The sequence below is a fragment of the Bradyrhizobium sp. Leo114 genome (assembly GCF_055229415.2).
Genome location: NZ_JBUYEN020000039.1, coordinates 52,550 through 72,262 on the forward strand (window position 1 = coordinate 52,550; position 19,713 = coordinate 72,262).

At 59.1% G+C, this 19,713-nt stretch carries 23 protein-coding genes and 1 pseudogene; 7 read left to right on the plus strand and 17 right to left on the minus strand.

The features are described 5' to 3' along the window. Nucleotides 1-287: 287 nt before the first annotated feature. The 3 genes from ACZIRK_RS34170 to ACZIRK_RS34180 all read left to right on the plus strand — a co-directional run bounded on the left by ACZIRK_RS34170 (nucleotide 288) and on the right by ACZIRK_RS34180 (nucleotide 2,697). Entirely contained in the window at nucleotides 288-935 is a 648-nt protein-coding gene (locus ACZIRK_RS34170) for a cytochrome P460 family protein (RefSeq protein WP_130224871.1), read from the plus strand. 9 nt (nucleotides 936-944) lie between these two features. Next, nucleotides 945-1,541: a cytochrome P460 family protein gene (locus ACZIRK_RS34175; protein ID WP_474418944.1), complete on the plus strand. Its 597-nt coding sequence runs from the start codon at nucleotides 945-947 to the stop codon at nucleotides 1,539-1,541. A gap of 61 nt (nucleotides 1,542-1,602) precedes the next feature. Continuing rightward, nucleotides 1,603-2,697, plus strand: a complete 1,095-nt coding sequence (locus ACZIRK_RS34180; RefSeq protein WP_474418945.1) for a DUF7482 domain-containing protein — start codon at nucleotides 1,603-1,605, stop codon at nucleotides 2,695-2,697. Between the two features lie 994 nt (nucleotides 2,698-3,691). Here the strand turns inward: ACZIRK_RS34180 and ACZIRK_RS34185 are convergent. After that, nucleotides 3,692-4,090: a hypothetical protein gene (locus ACZIRK_RS34185; RefSeq protein WP_130224877.1), complete on the minus strand. Its 399-nt coding sequence runs from the start codon at nucleotides 4,088-4,090 to the stop codon at nucleotides 3,692-3,694. Nucleotides 4,091-4,755: 665 nt separating this feature from the next. On the opposite strand from ACZIRK_RS34185, the gene ACZIRK_RS34190 reads away from it, so the two are divergent. The 3 genes from ACZIRK_RS34190 to ACZIRK_RS34200 all read left to right on the plus strand — a co-directional run bounded on the left by ACZIRK_RS34190 (nucleotide 4,756) and on the right by ACZIRK_RS34200 (nucleotide 6,874). Then, nucleotides 4,756-4,926: a hypothetical protein gene (locus ACZIRK_RS34190; protein ID WP_165435116.1), complete on the plus strand. Its 171-nt coding sequence runs from the start codon at nucleotides 4,756-4,758 to the stop codon at nucleotides 4,924-4,926. A 1,342-nt stretch (nucleotides 4,927-6,268) separates the two neighbouring features. Further along, the gene (locus ACZIRK_RS34195) at nucleotides 6,269-6,622 is read left to right on the plus strand and encodes a hypothetical protein (protein ID WP_474418946.1); all 354 of its coding nucleotides are present in this window, start codon (nucleotides 6,269-6,271) and stop codon (nucleotides 6,620-6,622) included. A gap of 108 nt (nucleotides 6,623-6,730) precedes the next feature. Then, nucleotides 6,731-6,874 (plus strand): hypothetical protein, encoded by a 144-nt coding sequence (locus ACZIRK_RS34200; protein WP_165435117.1) that lies wholly within the window; start codon nucleotides 6,731-6,733, stop codon nucleotides 6,872-6,874. Nucleotides 6,875-7,041: 167 nt separating this feature from the next. On the opposite strand, the gene ACZIRK_RS34205 is transcribed toward ACZIRK_RS34200, so the two are convergent. The 13 genes from ACZIRK_RS34205 to ACZIRK_RS34265 all read right to left on the minus strand — a co-directional run bounded on the left by ACZIRK_RS34205 (nucleotide 7,042) and on the right by ACZIRK_RS34265 (nucleotide 14,635). Further along, nucleotides 7,042-7,248 carry a hypothetical protein gene (locus ACZIRK_RS34205; RefSeq protein ID WP_035691046.1) on the minus strand — a complete coding sequence of 69 codons (207 nt, stop codon included), beginning with the start codon at nucleotides 7,246-7,248 and terminating at the stop codon, nucleotides 7,042-7,044. 87 nt (nucleotides 7,249-7,335) lie between these two features. Beyond that, nucleotides 7,336-7,533, minus strand: coding sequence for a hypothetical protein (locus tag ACZIRK_RS34210; protein WP_245474611.1), 198 nt, complete (start codon nucleotides 7,531-7,533; stop codon nucleotides 7,336-7,338). A 20-nt stretch (nucleotides 7,534-7,553) separates the two neighbouring features. After that, the gene (locus tag ACZIRK_RS34215) at nucleotides 7,554-7,736 is read right to left on the minus strand and encodes a hypothetical protein (protein WP_130224883.1); all 183 of its coding nucleotides are present in this window, start codon (nucleotides 7,734-7,736) and stop codon (nucleotides 7,554-7,556) included. Between the two features lie 415 nt (nucleotides 7,737-8,151). Then, the gene (locus ACZIRK_RS34220; protein WP_130224885.1) at nucleotides 8,152-8,358 is read right to left on the minus strand and encodes a helix-turn-helix transcriptional regulator; all 207 of its coding nucleotides are present in this window, start codon (nucleotides 8,356-8,358) and stop codon (nucleotides 8,152-8,154) included. A gap of 429 nt (nucleotides 8,359-8,787) precedes the next feature. Next, nucleotides 8,788-9,093 carry a hypothetical protein gene (locus tag ACZIRK_RS34225; protein WP_130224887.1) on the minus strand — a complete coding sequence of 102 codons (306 nt, stop codon included), beginning with the start codon at nucleotides 9,091-9,093 and terminating at the stop codon, nucleotides 8,788-8,790. Nucleotides 9,094-9,221: 128 nt separating this feature from the next. Next, nucleotides 9,222-9,890, minus strand: a complete 669-nt coding sequence (locus tag ACZIRK_RS34230) for an isochorismatase family protein (RefSeq protein WP_474418947.1) — start codon at nucleotides 9,888-9,890, stop codon at nucleotides 9,222-9,224. Between the two features lie 10 nt (nucleotides 9,891-9,900). Further along, nucleotides 9,901-10,386, minus strand: a complete 486-nt coding sequence (locus ACZIRK_RS34235; RefSeq protein WP_474418948.1) for a Rid family hydrolase — start codon at nucleotides 10,384-10,386, stop codon at nucleotides 9,901-9,903. Nucleotides 10,387-10,763: 377 nt separating this feature from the next. Continuing rightward, the gene (locus ACZIRK_RS34240; RefSeq protein WP_130224891.1) at nucleotides 10,764-11,063 is read right to left on the minus strand and encodes a hypothetical protein; all 300 of its coding nucleotides are present in this window, start codon (nucleotides 11,061-11,063) and stop codon (nucleotides 10,764-10,766) included. A gap of 258 nt (nucleotides 11,064-11,321) precedes the next feature. Next, nucleotides 11,322-11,987 carry an ImmA/IrrE family metallo-endopeptidase gene (locus ACZIRK_RS34245; RefSeq protein WP_130224893.1) on the minus strand — a complete coding sequence of 222 codons (666 nt, stop codon included), beginning with the start codon at nucleotides 11,985-11,987 and terminating at the stop codon, nucleotides 11,322-11,324. A 223-nt stretch (nucleotides 11,988-12,210) separates the two neighbouring features. Beyond that, entirely contained in the window at nucleotides 12,211-12,624 is a 414-nt protein-coding gene (locus ACZIRK_RS34250) for a hypothetical protein (RefSeq protein ID WP_130224895.1), read from the minus strand. 123 nt (nucleotides 12,625-12,747) lie between these two features. Further along, the gene (locus ACZIRK_RS34255; RefSeq protein ID WP_130224897.1) at nucleotides 12,748-13,200 is read right to left on the minus strand and encodes a hypothetical protein; all 453 of its coding nucleotides are present in this window, start codon (nucleotides 13,198-13,200) and stop codon (nucleotides 12,748-12,750) included. A gap of 269 nt (nucleotides 13,201-13,469) precedes the next feature. Next, nucleotides 13,470-13,883 (minus strand): cupin domain-containing protein, encoded by a 414-nt coding sequence (locus ACZIRK_RS34260; RefSeq protein ID WP_130224899.1) that lies wholly within the window; start codon nucleotides 13,881-13,883, stop codon nucleotides 13,470-13,472. A 440-nt stretch (nucleotides 13,884-14,323) separates the two neighbouring features. Beyond that, a complete protein-coding gene (locus ACZIRK_RS34265) occupies nucleotides 14,324-14,635 on the minus strand; it encodes a hypothetical protein (protein ID WP_245474613.1) in 312 nt (103 codons plus the stop codon). 498 nt (nucleotides 14,636-15,133) lie between these two features. Here ACZIRK_RS34265 and ACZIRK_RS34270 point away from each other — a divergent pair, with 498 nt between their 5' ends. Further along, nucleotides 15,134-15,685 carry a PAS domain-containing protein gene (locus tag ACZIRK_RS34270; RefSeq protein WP_130224901.1) on the plus strand — a complete coding sequence of 184 codons (552 nt, stop codon included), beginning with the start codon at nucleotides 15,134-15,136 and terminating at the stop codon, nucleotides 15,683-15,685. A gap of 621 nt (nucleotides 15,686-16,306) precedes the next feature. Here ACZIRK_RS34270 and ACZIRK_RS34275 read toward each other — a convergent pair. From ACZIRK_RS34275 to ACZIRK_RS34285, 3 genes and pseudogenes are all read right to left on the minus strand, one after another. Further along, on the minus strand, nucleotides 16,307-16,543 hold the full coding sequence (locus ACZIRK_RS34275) for a DUF2867 domain-containing protein (RefSeq protein WP_130224903.1): 237 nt from the start codon (nucleotides 16,541-16,543) through the stop codon (nucleotides 16,307-16,309). 475 nt (nucleotides 16,544-17,018) lie between these two features. Next, on the minus strand, nucleotides 17,019-17,636 hold the full coding sequence (locus tag ACZIRK_RS34280) for a glutathione S-transferase family protein (RefSeq protein ID WP_165435118.1): 618 nt from the start codon (nucleotides 17,634-17,636) through the stop codon (nucleotides 17,019-17,021). A gap of 1,967 nt (nucleotides 17,637-19,603) precedes the next feature. Continuing rightward, nucleotides 19,604-19,713: pseudogene (locus ACZIRK_RS34285) on the minus strand (IS5/IS1182 family transposase); the annotation flags it as partial.

The window sequence follows — 19,713 nt, forward strand, 5'->3', positions numbered from 1 at the left end:
GTGCTGGACTAGCTACACGCTCTCGACGTTAAGCGCAGAGATCGCCTCATCGAGCTGCAACATTCACGATTGCCACCGCCTTACGAGGCAGCAAGGTGAGTTGGCCAAGGGAGTATCGTGTCTCGAACGATAAACTGCCCGCGATCCGCATTCCCAACGTGCATCGATTCGATGACCACATTCGATTTTCGCGACGCAGGGCCTTGGGTTAAATTTCGCCTTGCTGGGCGGAGGAAGTCACTCTCATCGCCGACGCGAGCGAATCGCGGTTTGACTGGAGAAAAATCATGAAGCACACCGTGGCACTATTGCTTTCCAGCGTTCTTGCTGTCGGCGCGATCACAACGGCGGTATTCGCGCAACAACCAAAGCTTCCTCCACCGGACGACTGGCATGCGACTGGGCGCTATCTTCCGGAATACACGAGTGATGGTGCTCTCGTGCTACCGAAAAACTTCCATGAATGGGTTTATGTCGGCTCGCCCCTGACGCCAAACATATTGAACAATGGGAAAGCAAACTTCCCAGAGTTCCATAACGTATACATCGAGCCGGGTTCCTATGAAATCTATAAGAAGACGGGCGTCTTCCCCGAAGGAACCATCTTCGTAAAGGAGCTACAACTTATGCTGCCCGCCGATCGTGCGGACGGCTCGAGGCAAGAGCCCTCTGGGCGCGGGTTCTTTCCGGGGCCCTTTAACGGCGCCGATGTAACCGTCAAAGACACCAAACGGTACCCCGAGACAAATGGCTGGGGTTACTACAACTTCAACCACTTCGAGCCGAAGGCCGCCACCGCCAAGGTCAGGCCACTGGAGGAATGCGCGTATTGTCATATCGCTAGTGCTAAACGCGATGACGTATGGACGCAGTTCTACGCGTTACTCGACCAGGTGCCGGTGCCGCCCGCCGAAAACAAGACTATAAAAAAGTAGGAGCCTGCGATGAAGATTCTCAAGCCAACGATGGCGGCTTTGTCGGCGTCCATAATCGCAACGGGCATTGGATGCCTGGTCTCGCTGCCGGCGGGCAGTCAGGCCGGCTCTGCGCAGGCTCAGGCCGGCTCTGCGCAGGCCCAGCTCGTCGATGCGGCCGGCAACATGCACATACCGGACAATTACCGCATCAACTATGAATACCTGGGAAGTTGGTCTGTGGCAGGCGATGAGAAGGGTGCGAAAGAGATGCACACCGTCTACGCCTCACCGGGAGCTGCGGAGGCTTATCGCGCCACGGGTCAGTTCCCTGATGGATCGGTCTTAGTAAAAGAGGTCCAGAGCACAGCGACTGCAGTAATGACCACGGGCACGGTCAGTCATGTAGATCGTCTCAAGGGTTGGTTCATGATGGTGAAGGACAGCAAGAACAGCCACCCTGACAACAAGCTGTGGGGTAACGGCTGGGGCTGGTCCTGGTTTGATGCTGACAATAAGGTCAAGACCACCTCGAAGGATTTTCGTGCTGATTGTCTGGGCTGCCACATTCCAGCCAAGGCGACGGATTGGATCTATGTCTCCGGTTATCCCGGACTGAAGAAGTAGGTGCGCCAAAAAATGGTCGTCCGGCCAAGGCCGGCTATGAAAGCCAGTGATCGGAGCGATTATGAAATTCAGCAAACCTCTTGGTAAATGCGTTTACGGACCGATGATGGTTCTTCTTGTGTCTTTTCTCGCAAGTGAGGGGAGTTCGGCGGCGGATGAATCGACCGAAAGGAGAATCACGAAGCTGTTTCTCACCTCGGGCCAAGTCGATCTTGCAAGAGAAGTGGTAAGATTGCCGCTTCATCGCGGTCGCCTTTCCTCCGGAGAGACAGTCTGGTTCGTTCTCACCGACGTAAGCGATTTCGCCACTTCCAAGAAAATGGGCCTCACATGGGCGCCGAGCCTCAGTCAAGCAAAAGATCTCGCGAGCACGCGGGTTGCGGAAATGGATGCGTCCAATAACTTCACCTTCAAATCGGGGAGGGTTGATTTCTCACCAGTTCAAACGTTGACGGCCGGAGAGACGCCAAACTTCTTCCCGCCTAGGTTGGCGCGGGCCGGGTCTGTTGGGGATGCGCACTACAGTCCGCTGGTCCGGGTGGCAAACCGTAATGACATTGTTTTTAACGCCCCCATGATCGCCTTCAACGTCGGACCAGAGAAAATCTCGTTCTGCGGCGGCAATCCCGATTACTCGCTTGTGACCGACTCGGTGGCAAACATCTGCCCTGACAAGGGCACCGTCGACTTGAAGCTGCGCTTCGGATTTGCGGACGGCAAGCATCTGCGGTACCTCAGCTTCGACGCCAACTCCGAGGAATCCGCAGCGCTCGAGGCATCTACCTTTGCGCCCGCCGAAAGCGACATCCTGCAAAGCGGCGCGACGGAGATTATCTACACAATCGTAAATGGTAGGACCGGACCGAAGGATCCTGAGCGCCAAGGGCTTAACAGCGCGCTCAGTGGCGAAGGCCCTGCACTCGATATCCTTGCGAATTTCAAGGAGATCAGTGCCGGATATTCACCGATGTGGGATGTTCAGCTGGCCGAGTGGACCAAAGAGGCTGTTGAGAGCAATCAACGGAAGCTGATTACTGACGGTAACGACATTGCAGCAAAGAGCGAAGCTGGCTTGTTGGTAAGCCCTGTCGGAGGTCCGGTTAAAACGATCGGACATCTGGTGAACTGCCCAGTCGTGGGTTTCACGAACGAGTGATTCCTCGACGAACGAGACGTCAAATTAGTGCGACGCGGTAGCTTCGTGAGTTGTTGGTCGTCCCTACAAGCCCAGCAATCCGTTCGCAGCTGCAATCAAGCGCATTCCGCCAGCGTCGTGCGCGGTTTTTTTGATGCAGTGCTATGTCTCAGGCGCCCCTGTGGGGGCGGGCTGAAACGAGTCAATCATTTTCCGTGCGAGAGCGGGCAGATCGGGGCCTACCCGGATCGGTTGCGCTAGGCCTTCGATGGGCGGGATGGCCTGGCCCGGCCGCGTGGGAAGGCCGCTCGCCATGCCCGCGCTCCGCGCCGATCGGTCCCAAACATATGTCGCCGCCAGACAGCAGTCTTGCGGGGGCACGTCGAACTCCTGGGCAACCAATGTGAAGGACGACCCGTGCCGGCTTGTAGGCGCGTGCCTCGGTACTGAACTGCCGCTCGAAATACTTGTCGAGGTTGGCGTTCTCGAGCGGCATCTTCCCGCCGGGGGCTGGAGGCGCATTTGTCACGGTCACCATACGAAAACCCGCGTCCTCAGCATCTTTAGCCCCTTCGCCACGTCCACGTTGGCATCGTCATCATATCTTCTTCAGTGCATCGAGATCCGCATCCTTGATTGCAAGTCGCGGATCGCACCAACCGTGCGGAATCGTCCCTCGCCAAGGTCCCAAGTCGCGCGTCACTAAACCTTCGTATCGTATCCGAGCCCCTTTAGATGCCTCACGTTTACCTACGTTCAATTGAGCCGCTGATCGCGATCATCTTAGATAGGTCATGCGGTAGCAACCCTCAGCTCCCCCGACTCGCTACCGCTGCCCTCCTTGGGCGTTTCCTCCCTAGACTTGGGCCGCTTGTGGCAACGCAGGCGGCCTTTCTTTTTGTGCCGTCACGTCCGTAGCAATTCCGCGCCAGATCGCACGCCGCGCTCGCACAGCAAGAGCGAGCAAAGCCGAAAGATTTGACCAAGCCGCCGGGCCGTCAAAACAATCACGCAGTCATTGCTCATCCAGCAGCGGCTCGTTGGGTGCGTCGGCCGCCTGGCTGCGCGCCTCACTGATCTCGCGCCTGATCTGCGTCACCACCGCATCGATGTTGCGCCTTCCCAACATGTCGCGACTGCAACGCGCGCTCAGATGCATCAGCACGGTGCCAGCGACCTCGTCGATCAGTGCATCGACATTGGTCCGGCGCACCAGTTCGCGCTTCTTCTCCAGCAGGAGCAACTGCCGCATCTCAGTCTTGACCTTGACATGATCAGCGTCGGCTCGCGTGCGCGACAATTGCAGCCGCTCGGGTCGTAAGTATCGAGGGTGCGTAACGCGGCTCTGGTCGAGCGGGACGCTCGCACTCCGCCACTGGATCACGCCTTCAGCTTCGAGCTTGCCAATGTACACGCGGCTGCAATCGAGGTGCAGTGCCAGTGCCGACGTGCGCTGACGGTCGCGAGTTTTCTGACACGGTCGCGAGCTCTCAGTTCGTGTTCGCTCCTGTTGCGTCGCGGTAGGATACTCCGGTTGCAGCGTGAGCGTGAAGGCGATCTCTAACGTAGCTCCAAAGCCATGAACTTCCGCGTTCGGCAGCATAGCGGACCGCGCCCGGACTTTGCCGCTGGCCAATTCGGTCGCGAACGGCCCGCTGCGCAAGTGGTTGGCTTTAGGGGCGCGCTCGCTATACCTTCGTAGCATTTCCCGGCCCCTTTGGATGGCCCGCACATTACCTACGATCAATTGAGCGGCTGACCGCGATCGTCCTAGGCTGCACGCGTAGGAAAAGCCACAGGTCCATGCAGTGCGACGGTAGAAAACGACGATCGACGAACAGCGACGATAGAGGAGACTACGATGCCCCACTGCTCCGATAATCTTAGATCTGGAAGTGCTGCGCGATGCGCCGTTTGTGATGGCAAGTTTGGTCTCGTCCGGCACTACTCGTGGCGAACCCCGCTTTGTTCCAAGAAGTGCGTCGATCGCTTCAGAACTCGCAGGGAAAGCGACCGCAATTGGGTGAGCTGGCTTCAAACCGCCTTCGACCATTCGCCCGAAAACCGCGCGAGGGCTTTATGACAGTCCAGATCTCACCACGAGGCAAGAAATATTTAGAGACAGCACAGACTTTGCGCCGCGCCGCCAAAACCATGACCGACTCAGCGATCGCGGCTCGGCTTAAGGCCCTTGCCGACGACTACCAGCGGCGAGCTGAGACAGTTTCGCATGTTGATGCGGATGAATGAATTTCCTGACTGCGCACAGAAAATCCGGGATTGGATGTGAGATGAACAATCGGATCTGGCATGCAGCGCTAGTTGTATTCACTGTCATGCCGATTTCTACAATCGGTCACGCCCCCACGATTATCAGCGCCCTGAGTTGAACAGTTGGTATGAGAGTTTGCACAGCGGCTAGCGGCCCTGCAGCGACGGCAGCGAGCGAGGAGCATTGATGACGCCGACTGGCAAACCAAGGATGGTCACTATCGCGTACGCATTGATGGCGGTGGGTTGATGTTCCAAACGACGCTGTCGTGGATGGACCGAACCGCGTTGGTCGCACGATGGTCTGGCCCTACTTTCTGAACGGCGCGTTCGTTGGCGTCAGGTGCTTCATGCGGGGGAGCATGGGCTGATCGCGAGCGCAGGGCGATCAGCAGCTCCCACTGCGGTAGCATTGCACGGTTCGGCTGCCAACCCGAACGAGGCGATATGCTCGGCGATATGGTCATAGTGATATTCGTACTGGCGATGTGCATTGCCGCGGCGTGCGTGGTCCTGGCTATGTTGCTCTAACGATGAACAGCCCCGACTAACGCGCGGGCCGCCCGGGCCGGTTAGTTTCACTTTCCGAGCGCCTTGAAAATATCGACGAAGCCGAGCGCCCGTTGCGAAGCTGTTACAAAAACGATTTGACCGGCAGCCCGCACTTGGCGGTCGCCCGCACCAACGCGCCTCCACGATCCACTACTGTGTTCGAGGCGTCGGCGTCATCCTCCTGGACGGCGAAACCCTCACACGTCTGACGCTGCACACGCTGGTGATCGTGCTGCCTGGCCGAGCAATGACAATCGCCCCGACGGAGGACCCGACCGCTCCGCGGAACGCCGGCAAAGCACGCCTGTGCCCACGACGATCGCGTCGTACTCGGCAAGGTCGTCGATGCGCAGAACTGGATCGGTCTGATCGAGCTTGTAGTTGGCTGCCTTGGCGGCCCGAAGATAGAAGCTCAGGCACGCGCTATACGTCGGCGGACGCCCTGCCTCCCGCGCCCCCGCGGCGATTTCGTGTGCGGGCTTTTCGACATGTCATAAGAGGAGTAGTAGAGCACTAGTACCTTAGCCATGGAGCCTTCCATCATGTCGGGTGCGGGCCGCACACGGCACCGAAACGAGTGGAGAACCTCCAGCGAGGGCGGACGGTTGTGGGTGCGTGTTTTGATAGCCTTAGATTTCGCCGGGGGTATTGTATCAATAGCTGCGGGGAATACCGTGCTGTCGCGGCGATGCCGGAGCCGTCCTAAGCGGTACGGAGCTCCCTGAGAAGGAAGTCCACAAATGCCCGTGCGGCAGGCTTTATGGGCTCAATGAAGGCGATGGACCCAGCCGAGCTTGTCGCGCTGCTCTCGCAGAAACAGGCCGACAAGGTCGCGCAAGGCAAGACGGTCGATGAGATCATCGCTGAGCGGGTCGCATGGATGAAGGCGCCGGTCCTCAAGGCCGATGGCGAGATGCGGCCCCGCATCGAAACATGGAGCAACGTCGAGAGCGATCTGCGGCGGTTTATCAGCCCGCGCCTCGGCAAGATGGCCGCGAGCACGGTCACCAAGCGCGATATCGCCACACTCTCGGATGATATCGTATCCCGGCAGCAAGGCGTTGGTCGCCAATGCCCGCCACATGCGCCGCGCGGCCTCGGGCCTGTTCAATTGGGCCGCTGAGGCGGGCCGCGAATATGTGACCGCGAGCCCTTGCGCCAACCTGCCGCCGCTCGACAAGGAGCATCCGCGCTCTCGGACGCCGCTATCGCGAAGTGCCTCGATCATGCCGTGACCAAGGATGACGGCGAGAAGATCAGCCGGGTCACCGGCATCTATAACCAGTCGAAGCGCATGCAACAGAAGCGCGCGGTGCTTGATGGCATCGCGGCCGAGCTGCGGCGCATCAAGCGAGCCTGCAATGAAGGCCGTTGATTACGACGAGCTGCGGCTCGCGGCTTGATCAGCGGAAATGGGCGGTGACCCGCCCATTTAGCAGCGCCCGGTCAGTACATCGCTGGCCGGGCTTTTTCTTTTGAAACACGCCGAAACGCGCCATTTGCCCGCTGGTGCGTTAGCGCGGCAGGGAGACAGCTCTCCCGTCACGTTTTTCCGTCAAGGACTTCGGTTAGCACGGACCTGTTTGGTTGTATCTCGCCATCTAACCATTCTTGCTCCTTGGCTAACGCCAGCCAAGCCTCTTCCATGCGTTTAAAGCGCTTATATGCCGCTTTATCTTTCGCCCGCTCCGCCATCTCGGCGCAGTTCTGCGCGTTATCCCTAAATACATCGGACTGCTTCGGTTTCATTATCGCACCTATCAACAGACGAAAAAATTGCCCCCGCGCTAGGGGCCATTTTCCGTTAGTCGTCCCAATAATGGTGACGCCTGATGATTACGTCACGGTCGTCATAGCGACGATACCATCCGCGATGCCAACCACGGTCATGCCCCGGGGTCCGTAATAATCACGGTCGCGATAGTAGTCTCGGTCGCTGCCGATCCGAACACTAAATCCCTGAGCGCTTGCGACTGTAGGGGCCGCAACAGCGATGGTTGCTAACGCGGCGAGAACATAAGAAAGCTTTCTCATGGTTCGTCTCCTCTCGTTAGTTACAATTGATAAGAAACGAACGGCTGGCCGTGGAGTTTCGGGAACTGTGTCGGAACTTTTTTGAATGGATGTTCAGCAACATTGCGCAACCAGCCGCCAACTGCGGCCTTACTCGTTTGCAGGACGTCCCGATAATTCAGCGGAGCGCGCCCATTCTTCGGCGCGGCCAGCCAGTCGGTCATACTCTTCTGCGATCCGCAGCATCCGCTGCTTTTCCTCCCAGTTCCAAAACTAGTCGATCTTGGCCCGAGTCGCTTCCGCGCGATCCCGCCAATGCTTTGGATTGTGCAGGTAGCATGTCCCGTCCCTTTGAGCGCATGGTACGCTCGCTTGGCCCGAGTCGCTTCCGCGCGATCCCGCCAATGCTTTGGATTGTGCAGGTAGCATGTCCCGTCCCTTTGAGCGCATGGTACGCTCGCAGATAGATGCGAAATCGACTGATCTGGATCAATTTTGAAACACGATGAAACGCGCTGCTTGGCCGCTGGTGCGTTCGAGGCCTCGGCCGGTGTCCGGTGGCGGCCGGTCCGGAATAACGCACAGGCGAGCCGCGCTTCCCCAGCCGGGGCTCGCGCCGGCCGACGCGCTGCGGCCCCCTCAGGATTTCGACCGGCGGAGATGGTTGAGGCGGCCGCGGCCGCGGCCATCGATTTCGTTCTGCCACCCGATGATATCGCTCTCGAACCAGACGCGCCGGTTCGGAGAGATGTTGGTCAATCTCGGAAACCGGCCTGCCTTTTGCATTCGGAAAAGCGTGGTCCTCGACACTGGGACGATCGCCAACACTTGTTTTTCGCTGAGCATGCGTCGAGGTTTATCCGCGCCGCCACCCGAGTCGGCCCCTGCTGCGCCGTCGTCCGTTTCGGCCTCAACTCCTTTTGCTGCGGATCATCGTGAACCCCTAATCATGCGTCTCGACGTCTGCCGCCGCTGACTAAAAATTTGGAATGCCGGGCAACTGGCCGAAACACCTTGGAACAACACGGCTCTTAACCTGAAGGACCTTGGGTTGGCTAATGCACGTTTGGTCCCATCTTGGGCGCGGAAAGCGGCGCGCCGCAACTCGGCACAGGAGTGGCATTCCCGAGGTTCAAGTGATTGTCGCAGCCGACCAGCGCGCAAAATTTTTCAAGTTTCAGCTTGTGAAATTCGATCGCGCCGTCCGAATATGGCTGGCCGTGTCAGCAACCTCAGCTTCCTCGGTCGGGGCCGAATGAACAACCTCCTGAAAGCTCACAGCCAGGGAAGTCCTGCAGCTGCGGCACGGTCCCGGTCGGCTTGTTTTAGTCGAACAATCGCGAGCTGTTGGCTGCACACACCAAAGTCGCTGGTGTCAGCGCGTATTCCGAACTTTTCACAGAATGCGAGATTTTCAGCTGCAATCTCGCGATCGAGTTGGATTTTCGCATTGGCCCGTGTCGCGGGAGCGGAGACGAAAGTGGCGTACGCACCGAACGACAGCAGCACCACAATGAACAATGAAAGCAGGAGCCGCGAACCTACACTACTGTCGGTGGCATTAGCATTGACATCGGTCATCGCAGAGTTCCTTTCAAATGGCTTTCAGGATGAAATATTCGCAGTACGATTTCCCACGCCAGGAACCCAGCCCCATGCGCCAGCGCTCAAGGCGCAGGAACAACTCCGATGGATAATCGGCGGGTTTCTTACGCGGGCTTGATCCATATCCCGTGCATAGGCCAGGCCGATGCCGTTTCCGCCGCCGTGAGCCTCCACGATAGCTCGCGCCCCGTCATAGGTCTCATGCCGGGTCCAGTCGCGCTGGAGCTCCAGAAGGACCTGGATCCACGACGTCGGCTTCGCCCCGCCGCTTCCATCCGTCGCATCGCCAGATCGTGACTGACTGGAGTGAGCCCGCCGCAAGCGTCGCCGACGACGTGTACCTCATACCCCGCCGCGCGAGCGGAGAGCACCGGAAAAGTCACGCACGCTTCCGTCAACAGCCCCGAAAAGATCAGCTTCCGCCGTCCAGTCGCGACGATCGCGCCGCGCGCAGCGTCGTCCTCCCACACGTTCATGTTGCGGCGGTCGATCGCGACCACTTCGGGAATCGCGGCCTGAATCGCGGGCATCAGGGGACCGCTGTAGACCTTGGTGGCGGACGTGGATGCCACGATCGGCATGCGGAAAACGGTGGCAGTGCGCGCTAGAGCGATCACGTTGTTCAGAAGCATTTGGCGATCGATCGATCCCACGCCGAAAGCAAGTCCGGCTTGCTGATCGACCAGCACCAAGGCGCAATACTTCGGCTCGATCAGGATGTCGGGCGTTGCCCTCGCAGTGCCAGGTCCTTGTGTCATGATTTCGTTAGACATCGGGGATTTATCACCGCGGCTTCGCTTCTGCTGCCGACAGCACAGCCTTGAAGGCGATTTCGATGAGCTGTTCAGGAAAGGCCAGTCTCGTCACACCGATCAGGTTGCTGGCGCACTGAGGGCGCGCCGTGCCGTAGGCTTCCTTGCGCACCTTGCCCGCGGCGGCGAATGCGGCGACGACATCGAGGACATAGAGCGTCTCCTCGACCACGTTGTCCAGCGTTGCCCCGAAGCTCGCCAACAGCTTGACGGCATTGGCGTAGGTCGCCCGCAACTGCTGTTCCATCATCGAGAACTCGGCCGGCTTGCCGGATTCGTCGAGAGAAGCAGGCGCGATCAGCTTCCCCTTCTCGTCGTGGCTGAGCTGGCCGGAGACATAGATGGTGTCACCAACCTTGATCGCCTGTGCGTATCCGTAGGCATCTTCCCACGGCACACCGAAATAGGCGGCCTCTTTGCCATTTGCGGCGGCTGCGTTTACTTCGTTGCTTTTCATATTGAGCCTCCTGGCCTCTCAATCCGGCATCGCGTCTCGGTGCCGGCACTGAAAGTTTTGGTACGACGATGCTTTAGAGAATGACCTTGCAACGCCGGCGAGGGAAATCACCTCTCGACATAGAGTCGATAGACGATCGTTATTGCCGCCGCGCCGCGTGAGGCCCTAGCGAGGAATGCCACCAGCCGCATCTGCAGGCACTCCCGTTGCCACCCTTGGACCAATCGAAGTTGCGCGTGCCAACGCGCCGCCGTCCTTGACCATGACGCCGCTCCTACGGCGGATTTGTCGCCGACCGGATGTCGGACCGAGGTGAGAGAGAGAAAGACATCGCCATTTTTCAGATGCGGCAGGATGGCTGCAGAAAAATTTCGGAACTAATGAATTGTGTTGCATGGGTAACGATCAAGCTGTTCTGCACACTCAGGTCTGGTGCGCACCGCCACCACCCAAGCGCACTGCTGGTCGGAGTAATTATCGCCGCCCGCGTGGATCATAATCGCGCGCCCCCTAATCTCGGCCACATTGAGGTGCGGCACTACCTCCGTGGCCTTGCCGCTTGCATCGACGGTTAGCACGGGGACGTCGACCTTGTGGCCCTCGCCACCTATTTGGGCGTCGGACAAAACAAGCGTGCCAATCTCCTTGCCGACGCTGTTTGCATCGATTGCGTTCACCCGATCCGCCGCGACCACGCTGGTTGGCCCACTCCCGATCTTTGTCGAGATAAAATGCTCCTGTTACTTGGCCTTGATCGAGGAAGCGGCGGAGGATGACGCTGCGGCTTACATGATAACGTCTTGCCAGCGCGGCAAACTCTTCATCACTTGCTTGCCGTGGATTGAGATTCAGTTCTCGTACCGCAACGGCAAAATCACGTGCCGGTACTAGGATTTCAGCGGCGACTGAATTGCAAACCGTTCGATGGCGCGGTCTTACGGCGGAAGTTCATGTATTGCAGCATTGTCAAACCGGCTGATCCCGCTGCGATTAAAGAGCAGGTGAGCAAGTTCGTGCACGAGGCTAAATGTTTGCCGCGTTTTTGTGGTGCTGTTGTTGATCAGGATGATAGGAAACTCTTCATGCCTAAGGCAGAAGCCCGAAATCGTTCCTTGCTTAAAGCTATCCTTGAATACGAACACGCCGCGCGCCTCGATAGCCCGCCGCCACAGCTTCAATGCATCGTCGTCACTGCTCGCTTCGGGTACTCGATCAAGGGAAACGCCCAACAATTCGCGCACGCGGTGCGCCTGAGTGGAAATGGAAGCGCTGCGTAGACAGGGAAATCTCTCGCCAAGCGGACGTTCTGTCGGATTGCGCCGTTGATAAAGTTCGTCAAGAGCCGTCTGAAATGCATGGCCTTTGCGGATCAGTAAAACCGTATGGCGCTGCAGCGAAGACAGATCGGCGTCCGGCAGCGACCGAAATTCGGTGCGAGGCTTTGGCTCATCAGGCGGCGCTGGCAGAAAGAAAATCGCAAGGGGCCGTTTGTAAATTTCGTAGGCCAGGCGCTCCAGTTTAGCGTATGTCGGCCCGCCTTCACCGTTCTCCCATGCCTCGATTCTCTTCCGGGCGTTTCTTGAGCTTCTCGGCGACGTCACCTGTCGTCATGTTCGTGCTATCGCGTGCCCATTTAAGCAATTCAGGCTGGACGCCACTGATTGGTTCTGCTCGGGCCGCCATCGAATTGATTTATCCGTTTCTGGGTCCACTATTATCGGGTGAGGAATAGTAAGCAACGCTTCACTTAATTCGATACAACTAAATGCCTACCGAGCCGTTTACCGCTTGGTTGGAGGTAATGATGTAAGGATTGCACATCACTTATCGTTCGCGCGGCCACCAATGCGAGGGTGGATCGCTAGCCGAAATCTTGGTCGTCCGCAGCGCAATGAGATGGCTGCGCTTGTATGGATAGCCGCGCACCTGAGAGCAATCCTTGCACCGCATGTACCGCTCCAGCTCGTGAACCGGCGTTGTCTTCGGTCGCCGCACGATGTCGAGGACAACGGTCTGATGGGTGTTGCAGCCCAAGCAACGAACTTGGAGATAGAGATAACCGGCGTTCAGCGCGTCACCCAGCGCGGGGGACGGCTGCGCCGGTCCCTGGAAGCCGAGCATGCGCTTGTTCCATGCCTCGCAGGCGAGCCGGTCGGCTTGCTTGCGTGCTTCGGCCGCCCGCTCTGCCGGTGCCCGGATCGACGCGCCGTAGATGGTCTCGCGTGATTTGGTGCCCACGCTAGAGAAGATGCACCGGGCGGATCGGCTGGGGCAAGCCGCTAGGGATTGCGGTGGTGCCGGACACAACGGAGAGGAAACCGGCTGCGGGCGCTCAAGCAACGGAGCAAGTAGCCCCGCCGATCACCGTCCGTCGTCCTGCCACGGCATCGTCGGCAGCGACGGCACCCGGCGCTGCATGACTCGCGGTCGCTCGACCATCATGGGCTTCGGCGGCGGTGGTGGCTTCACCGGCTTTGACTCCGGCGTCTTCTTGAAGGTTCGATGCGGCTTCACCTCGGCCGCCAACTCCAACAGCCGCTTGGCCTCGACCTCGTCAATGCCGCGCCAGCGGTTCGATAACCGGAACACGTTGCTGCCGCGCGGACCCGGCTCCATCTCGATCAGGCCGAGGCGGTCGAGCAGCTTCAGCGATGGCGACACCACCGTATGCGTGATGCGGTGATCCAGTATGAAGGAGAGGTAGGACACGCTCGCGCTGTCGCTGCCGCCGATCGCCTGCTCAATCGCAGCGAGCACCCCGCGCGCACTCTGTGGCAGCGCCAAATAGGTCGGGCTATCTGATCGATCTGTCATCGTCACCTCTCTCGATCCTTGGCTACAGGCCAATCCACACCGCCAGCGCGACCATGACGACGACCGCCGCCACGAAGATCGCAGTCTCGATCCGCGACATTCGCCACATCGCGCACCGCCATAAACCTTCGTGTCGGTCGCGTGCTCCCTTCAGATGCCCATTGCTTCCTACGCGCACCTGGCTGGCGCGTGCAATCGATCATCTGGCGCGGTCCCGAGCGCCCGCGCGGACGCACGGTCACGAACGCCACGCGCCGTGGTCCTCGACCCTACGGGAACGTTATGCCGAAAGCAGCCGGATCGGGCTTCTCGCCTTTCCGGGGCACCAACAAACGCTCCAGCCCACCTGGCACATAGGTGGCCAGCAGGGTCGCTTGAACGCCGACCACTTCGATCGTATGCGGCACACCACGGGGAAGAGCCGCGTAGGAGCCTGCCCCCACCTCAACGCGGGAATTGCCGACCCGCGCGATTAGCTGCCCCTCAACCACGTAGACTAGCTCGTCCTCACGCGAGTGAGTGTGCATCGGAGGCTCCTCCCCAGCTCGCACCGTCCACAGGACAGCGCCATATTCGCCTCCGGACTGGCTGCTCTCCACTTTAATCTCGATGCTCGAGCCTCCGCTCGTCGTCACCTTCTCGCCACCGTGGGGCGGCGTTAGAACCGGCTTCTGGACTGACATTTGTAGCCTCCTGATTGTGCGCCGGATGAGCCCGGTACCGCGTAAGCATGAAATTCCGCGCGGCAAATTGGAAATGACACCACGCGATGAAGTCAATAACCGCGCGTTATGATGGCCGTTCGCCTTCCGCATCGGACTCGCCACTCGCGGCCCCTTGTGGGGTCCGGCCGAATGTCCGGTTTGCGCAAAAACCGGAACCGCTCACGGTCGGACGGAAGTCGGACTTTCGACATGTCGGACGACGGCATTGGGCCACATCGCGCACCGCCTTTGTGTGCGAAATGGTACAATAATTTAGCGCGATATGATGGATTGAAAATATACTTGGAGCGCACGGTCGCGCGGACCCCGCACTTTTCTGTCAGCCCAAAGGACCCGAGAAACCGATGGGGTGCACACAAAAAGAAAGGCCGCCTGCGTTGCCAGAGGCGGCCCCCGCCTCAGGGAGTACCGCCCAAGGCGAGCAGCGATAGCGAGGTGTGGGGTGGGGGGTCGCTACCGCATACGCTATCTAAGATGATCGCGATCAGCCGCGCTACTTCGTCCATGCTCAGCACCACCGGCAGCTTGCGCGGCTCGTGAATGACATGGGTATGCTCGACGATCTCGCGACGCTTGAGCGTGACCGTAAAGAAGAACCGCAGCGTCGACACGGTCTGATTGATGGTCGGCACGCCAACGCCGCTCGCGGCCAGATGGAGCTGGCAGCGGCGCACGTCCTCGAAGCTCGCCGTATCCCGGCGATCGCCCAAGGAACGCCGCGAAGTTATAGACCCTTTGCACGCAGTCATGTTGGGTCTTCGGCGACCTTGCGGATCGTCATGTCTTCGATCATGCGCCGGCGCAGCGGGGTCACTGTCTCGTCGGTCATGGGGATGCTCCTGTTTTGAGTGAAGGTTGCGACCCCCTCATCTCAAGACAGGACGCCCCGTTGCGCTATCCCATGGCCTCAGTCGCCCGCCGCAGCGCCCTACCGCGCGAGCTGTTTAGTCCTTTGACCCGTCGCGGAAGTGGTCGGCTTTAGGGGCGAGCGCCATAAACCTTCGTATAGTTCCGAGACCGCCTTTGGATGCCCGACGTTTACCTACTTTGAATCGAGCCGCTGATCGCGATCGTCTTAGTCTGTAGCGATTGGAAAAGCGCACAGGCTCATGACGCGCGACGGTGAAAAAGAGGACGATCGAGGAAAATCGTCTGCTCGCCATGGTGCTCGACGATTTACTGAGTCTCTCGCGCAAAGGAGGTTGAAAATGGCAACCAGCGTGACAGATAGTGGCTTAGCAACAAGCACAATGATTTTGGATGGCGACTTCGACAGAATCGACTTTCGCGGAGAAGTCGTCGACGGGCACCTCGTCGCAAAGGGAATTCTCGCAGACCAAGAGGCGATGGATTCTATCCCAGTAGGGATATACGTTCTCGAGAAGGATGCCACCGTCGTCAAGTGCAACAAAGCTGCAATCGCGGGTTGGGGACGCACGCCGTCTCTGGGAACCTCGGAAAAGTACTGCGGGTCACACCTTCTTCGTTACCCCTCAGGAGAAGTGATGCCGCACGAACTTGCACCACCTTCCGTAGTGATCAACAACGGCGGCACCGTTCGGAACGCCGATGTGATTTGCGAGCAGCCCAACGGTAATCGTCTTCTGGCACTCGTTAATGTCTTTCCAATTCGTGACAACGAGGACGAGGTGATCGGAGCCGTCAACATTTTCCGTCACAATACCAGCAAGACTGTTCCTGGCTTACTCTCCGAGTCTGCAAGTAGTTCTAACTCCAAGATCGGTGAGGGGGAGCAGTGAGGCTACCCCTTCGCTGCTTCGGGCTGGACTAGCATATTGATAGGTCGCCTCTCGGAGTGCGGGCTACAGAAACCCAATGTTTGGGATGTCCGCCGCAAGCAGCTGCGGCTCTCATGGGAAGAGCTCTCCAATCTGCCGCAGAGCGAACTATTTTTGGACATGCACTGCGTCAATGGCTGGAGCCGGTTCGACAACCATTGGGAACGATTGCTCGCCACAGAATTGATGAAGCGAGTGGTGCCGAACAGACTGGATGGATCCAACCACTGGCCTCCGCCATCGCGCCGGCCGCTCTCGGGTTGAGAAGGTCCTGCGACACTCAACCGCCCGCCTGGCCAGGCCGAGCTGGAACAGGAAGTTTAGCATATAAGGAGGCGCACGATAGCAGCTCTTGGCCCTTCGCGACACATTGCACCGCCGCGCGATCTCGGTCGCTAACGAAGCATAGTGGAAGTTGACGGGCGGCCGACTATTGCGGAGGACGACGCTCTTGACCCTGAGCAGAAGTCGCGAACCTCGCCAATCGGCGTGTGTATTTCAGCCGCTTGTGCCTGAGCCTAAACAGAACTCAGGAAGGCCGTTACCTCGGTGAAATAGTATCTCAGTTGCACGATATGGGTTCTACAGGCGCCCAGCGGCAAAGGCACTCGCCATTAATTTGCGCAAACCAAATCTGTGGAAAGGAGTGATGGAGGACAGGTAGTGCCACCCGAAGCGACTGTGAAACATGCACAGCGTAGACACGGCGACGCTTGGGCCGCTGCCATCGCGAACCTTCATGATCGACAGCCGGAAATCCATATGCTTGTTGTCCCGTCCCGAATCAATTCGTCCGACCCCAGAAAGAAAATCGGCCAAGCGCCAGTCTTCTGTCCCACGATATAACGATCCTTCTTTTGGATGTTCAGAATTTCGGAGGTAGTCGGCGTCTCAACCCCGGCGAAGCCTCCAACGTTGTTCCGCGCGATCAGTAACAGGTTCATCCAGGCCGGCGGTGGGCAAAGATCGCAAAGAAGATTTCAATGACGCCCGCTTCGGGGCGGCACAGTGGTGCGCGGTATGCATCACTAAATCCGCGCGTTCGATCAGAGCCTTGCCTAGGGCGCTCTCGGAAGGCACCTCGCACTCGACGACACTCATTCCTGGTGTCGGAGTAACATGATGTTGCACCGCGGACGTTCGCAGGCGAACTATGCCCCTGCCTGCGTGGAAGAGCTGGAAAGACCAAACCCGGTAACCAGGCAAAAATCGAACGCAACGCGTACCTTCCTTCCCCTGCCGAGCGGCGTTGGGCGGGCGAGCGGATGAGGCGCCCGCAATGACCGCGACAATTCTATTCTCGTAATTTACGAGCCGCCTGCGCCGCCGGTCTATTGAGGCTCGCAGCCAGCCAAGCATCAACTCTTGGATAGGACGTGAGGTCCAACTCTAGACGGGCGAGAACGCACAGCACGCACGCAACCATAAAATCGGCCATGTTCCATCTGTCACCGCCGAAAAACCGAGTTTCGACGAGTTGATCCTCAAGTATCGCGAGTTTTGCGCGCAGGGTTTCTTCAGCCTGAACGGCCAAGGTCTCGTCCCGCTGCTCCGGCGGAAAGAAGATCCGATTTCTGAACAGCGTCATCAGCGGCGGTTCGACCTCTGTGGTCGCAAAGAATGTCCACTGAAGCATCCGTCCGCGACCTTGCGGCTTCGACGGATATAGTGAGTTCTTGTAGGTCTCGGCGAGATAAAGGTTAATCGCTGCGGTCTCCCACATGACAAAGCCGCCGTCATCAATAGCGGGCACAAGTCCGTTCGGGTTCAGCGCGAGATACCAGGGTTCTTTGCATCGGGCGTTTGGCACGCTGAACGTTACAGGAATGAGTTCGTAGGGAATGCCGATCTCGTTTGCGAGCCAGATGACGCAAAACGCACGGGAGTGAGGCGCTCCATAAATCTTGAGCATGCGATTTTCCCTTCGGGATAGGACCGATCCGCAAACTGAAAGGATACTTTGCGCCATCCGGGGCGACAACCGCCATGCAGTCGCGCACCATCACAGGCGGTGTGTATCGGATCCATCAGCCTGATCGGTCTGCGAAGCATTTCACGAGCTTGGCCCGCATCGAGGTAATCCACCGCTGGTACAACTTTGCTGCGCTGCAAGAGCCTGGAAGTGGCCGATGCTGTCGAAAAGTCGAGAATTGAGGGGCTCCGAAAATCTCGCAAGGATCAGGTTTTGGTTGCCGCGGTCGCCGCAAGCCTCTGCAGGGCATGTACGAAGGTCAGTGATCGTTTTGCTGCAATTCGATGGTCCCTCACATTGTTCCGCTTGGGTCCGCGGAGTACTGTGAGGAGTGCTCATGCCCTCACGGAGTCAGATACGATGCGGCGTCTTGGCGATCATCGTGTCGCTGTCTGCAAGCAGAGCACCGCGGAGTGTGTTAGCGAGCGGCCTGATTACCGAACACGCCCGCGCCGAGCTACGAAAAGCCGCCACCGCACCGCGCGCCGGGCGGGGTTTACAGGCCGGCTTGGCAAAAAGTTTCCGTTCGTCACTCAGCCGGGCGCCGACGGACTAGGGCTATCCAGGATGACCTGCAGACTACCATCGCGCCGCTTGCGTATTGTGTTGCGAAGACGCTCTTGGTCGATGAAAGGGTGAGCAGCTGCGTCCGCGCGGACTTGTCCTTCAAGATCCTGGATCGTGCGGGTCACGTTATCCTTCGACCCGTGCTCAGCCGCCGCAAAAGGCGATGTCAGAAATGTCTCGCCATGAGCTCGTTGTGTCCATCGAGCGCAACCAAGCCGCGATCGACAAGGCGGTAGACAGAGCTCGCAGGCTAAGACGACATTTCGCCTGAGTGGCTCGCCCGAGTCTTTGCTGAGGAACCGCGGAAAAAGATGGTCGCGGACGCGGATTGCGATCGTCGACGTATGCTGGAGCGACCGACCGGCGCGACTACACGTTGCGCATGATCGACAAGCTGCAAAAACGCTCGGCAAGCGGCACTACCTACAGCCGTTCAGAGCGGTGCGCGGTCGTCGGGACGGCTTTACGCGCTTCGGCCGCCGCAGGCTCGCCTGTTGCGCATTGGGCGTCCGGGCATGCGCAGGGCTGCCAGTGGCATGGTAGGCGCCACGGCTGTCCTGAACGATTAGGGCGGCGATGGCCGCGGCGGTGAAGAGCTCTGCCGCTCGCTTCACCGCCGGTGCCGCGTGTCCCGGCCGGTGGGTAGTTCGCTGGTTCCCTCTGGGCGTGGGGAGAGCAGTGCGGACCGGCCGAGCGGACTCCTGACGCGGCGCCGCGGGCATCGCCCTCGGAGGCGGCTCCTGCGCCCCTGGGCAGCGCAGCGAGGGCAACCTTGATGGCGGGAGAAGTCGGGAGCGCCGCCGGCCGATGGGGCGTAGCCCAACACGGCCGGTCCAGCCGCTACGATCATGAATGTCCGCATGTGCCCCCGAAATGAAAGAACGCACCTCCTCAACTTGCGCGCGAATTCAAGAGAGAAGCCGCGAGGAGCGTTCAGCTTCAGGCGAATGCGTTCAACGTCCAGTGGAGCGATACACGACCTCGGCCCGAAGTCGACATCCAGTCAGCCCATCGAGTCGCGTGACTAGTTCGCCCTCGTTTGGGCCGCGGCCCGATCGAACACGCGGGCGAGCAAAGCGCGGCATTTGCGTTACCGACGGCACTCGATCAAGGGTCTTTTTCAACGCCGACGCTTCCAACCCGCCGAGAACGTCTGGACCACATCATTGTCCTAGGCTGGGCGCATCTGCGCGGAATTCTCCGAGCGCACGCCGGTTATCGCTATCGCTGCCCCTTTGGGCGTTTCCTCCCTGGACTTGGGCCGCTTGTGGCAACGCAGGCGGCCTTTCTTTTTGTGTGCACCCCTTGGGATTCGACCGACGGCTAGGTCGCGTGGACAGTTATGTTAGCCAGAGCAGAGTTGCGGCGATAGCGACGACAGCGAAGTAATTTCGTGCGGTTTTTTCGTAGCGCGTAGCAACGCGCCTGAAACGCTTCAGTTTCGAGAAGC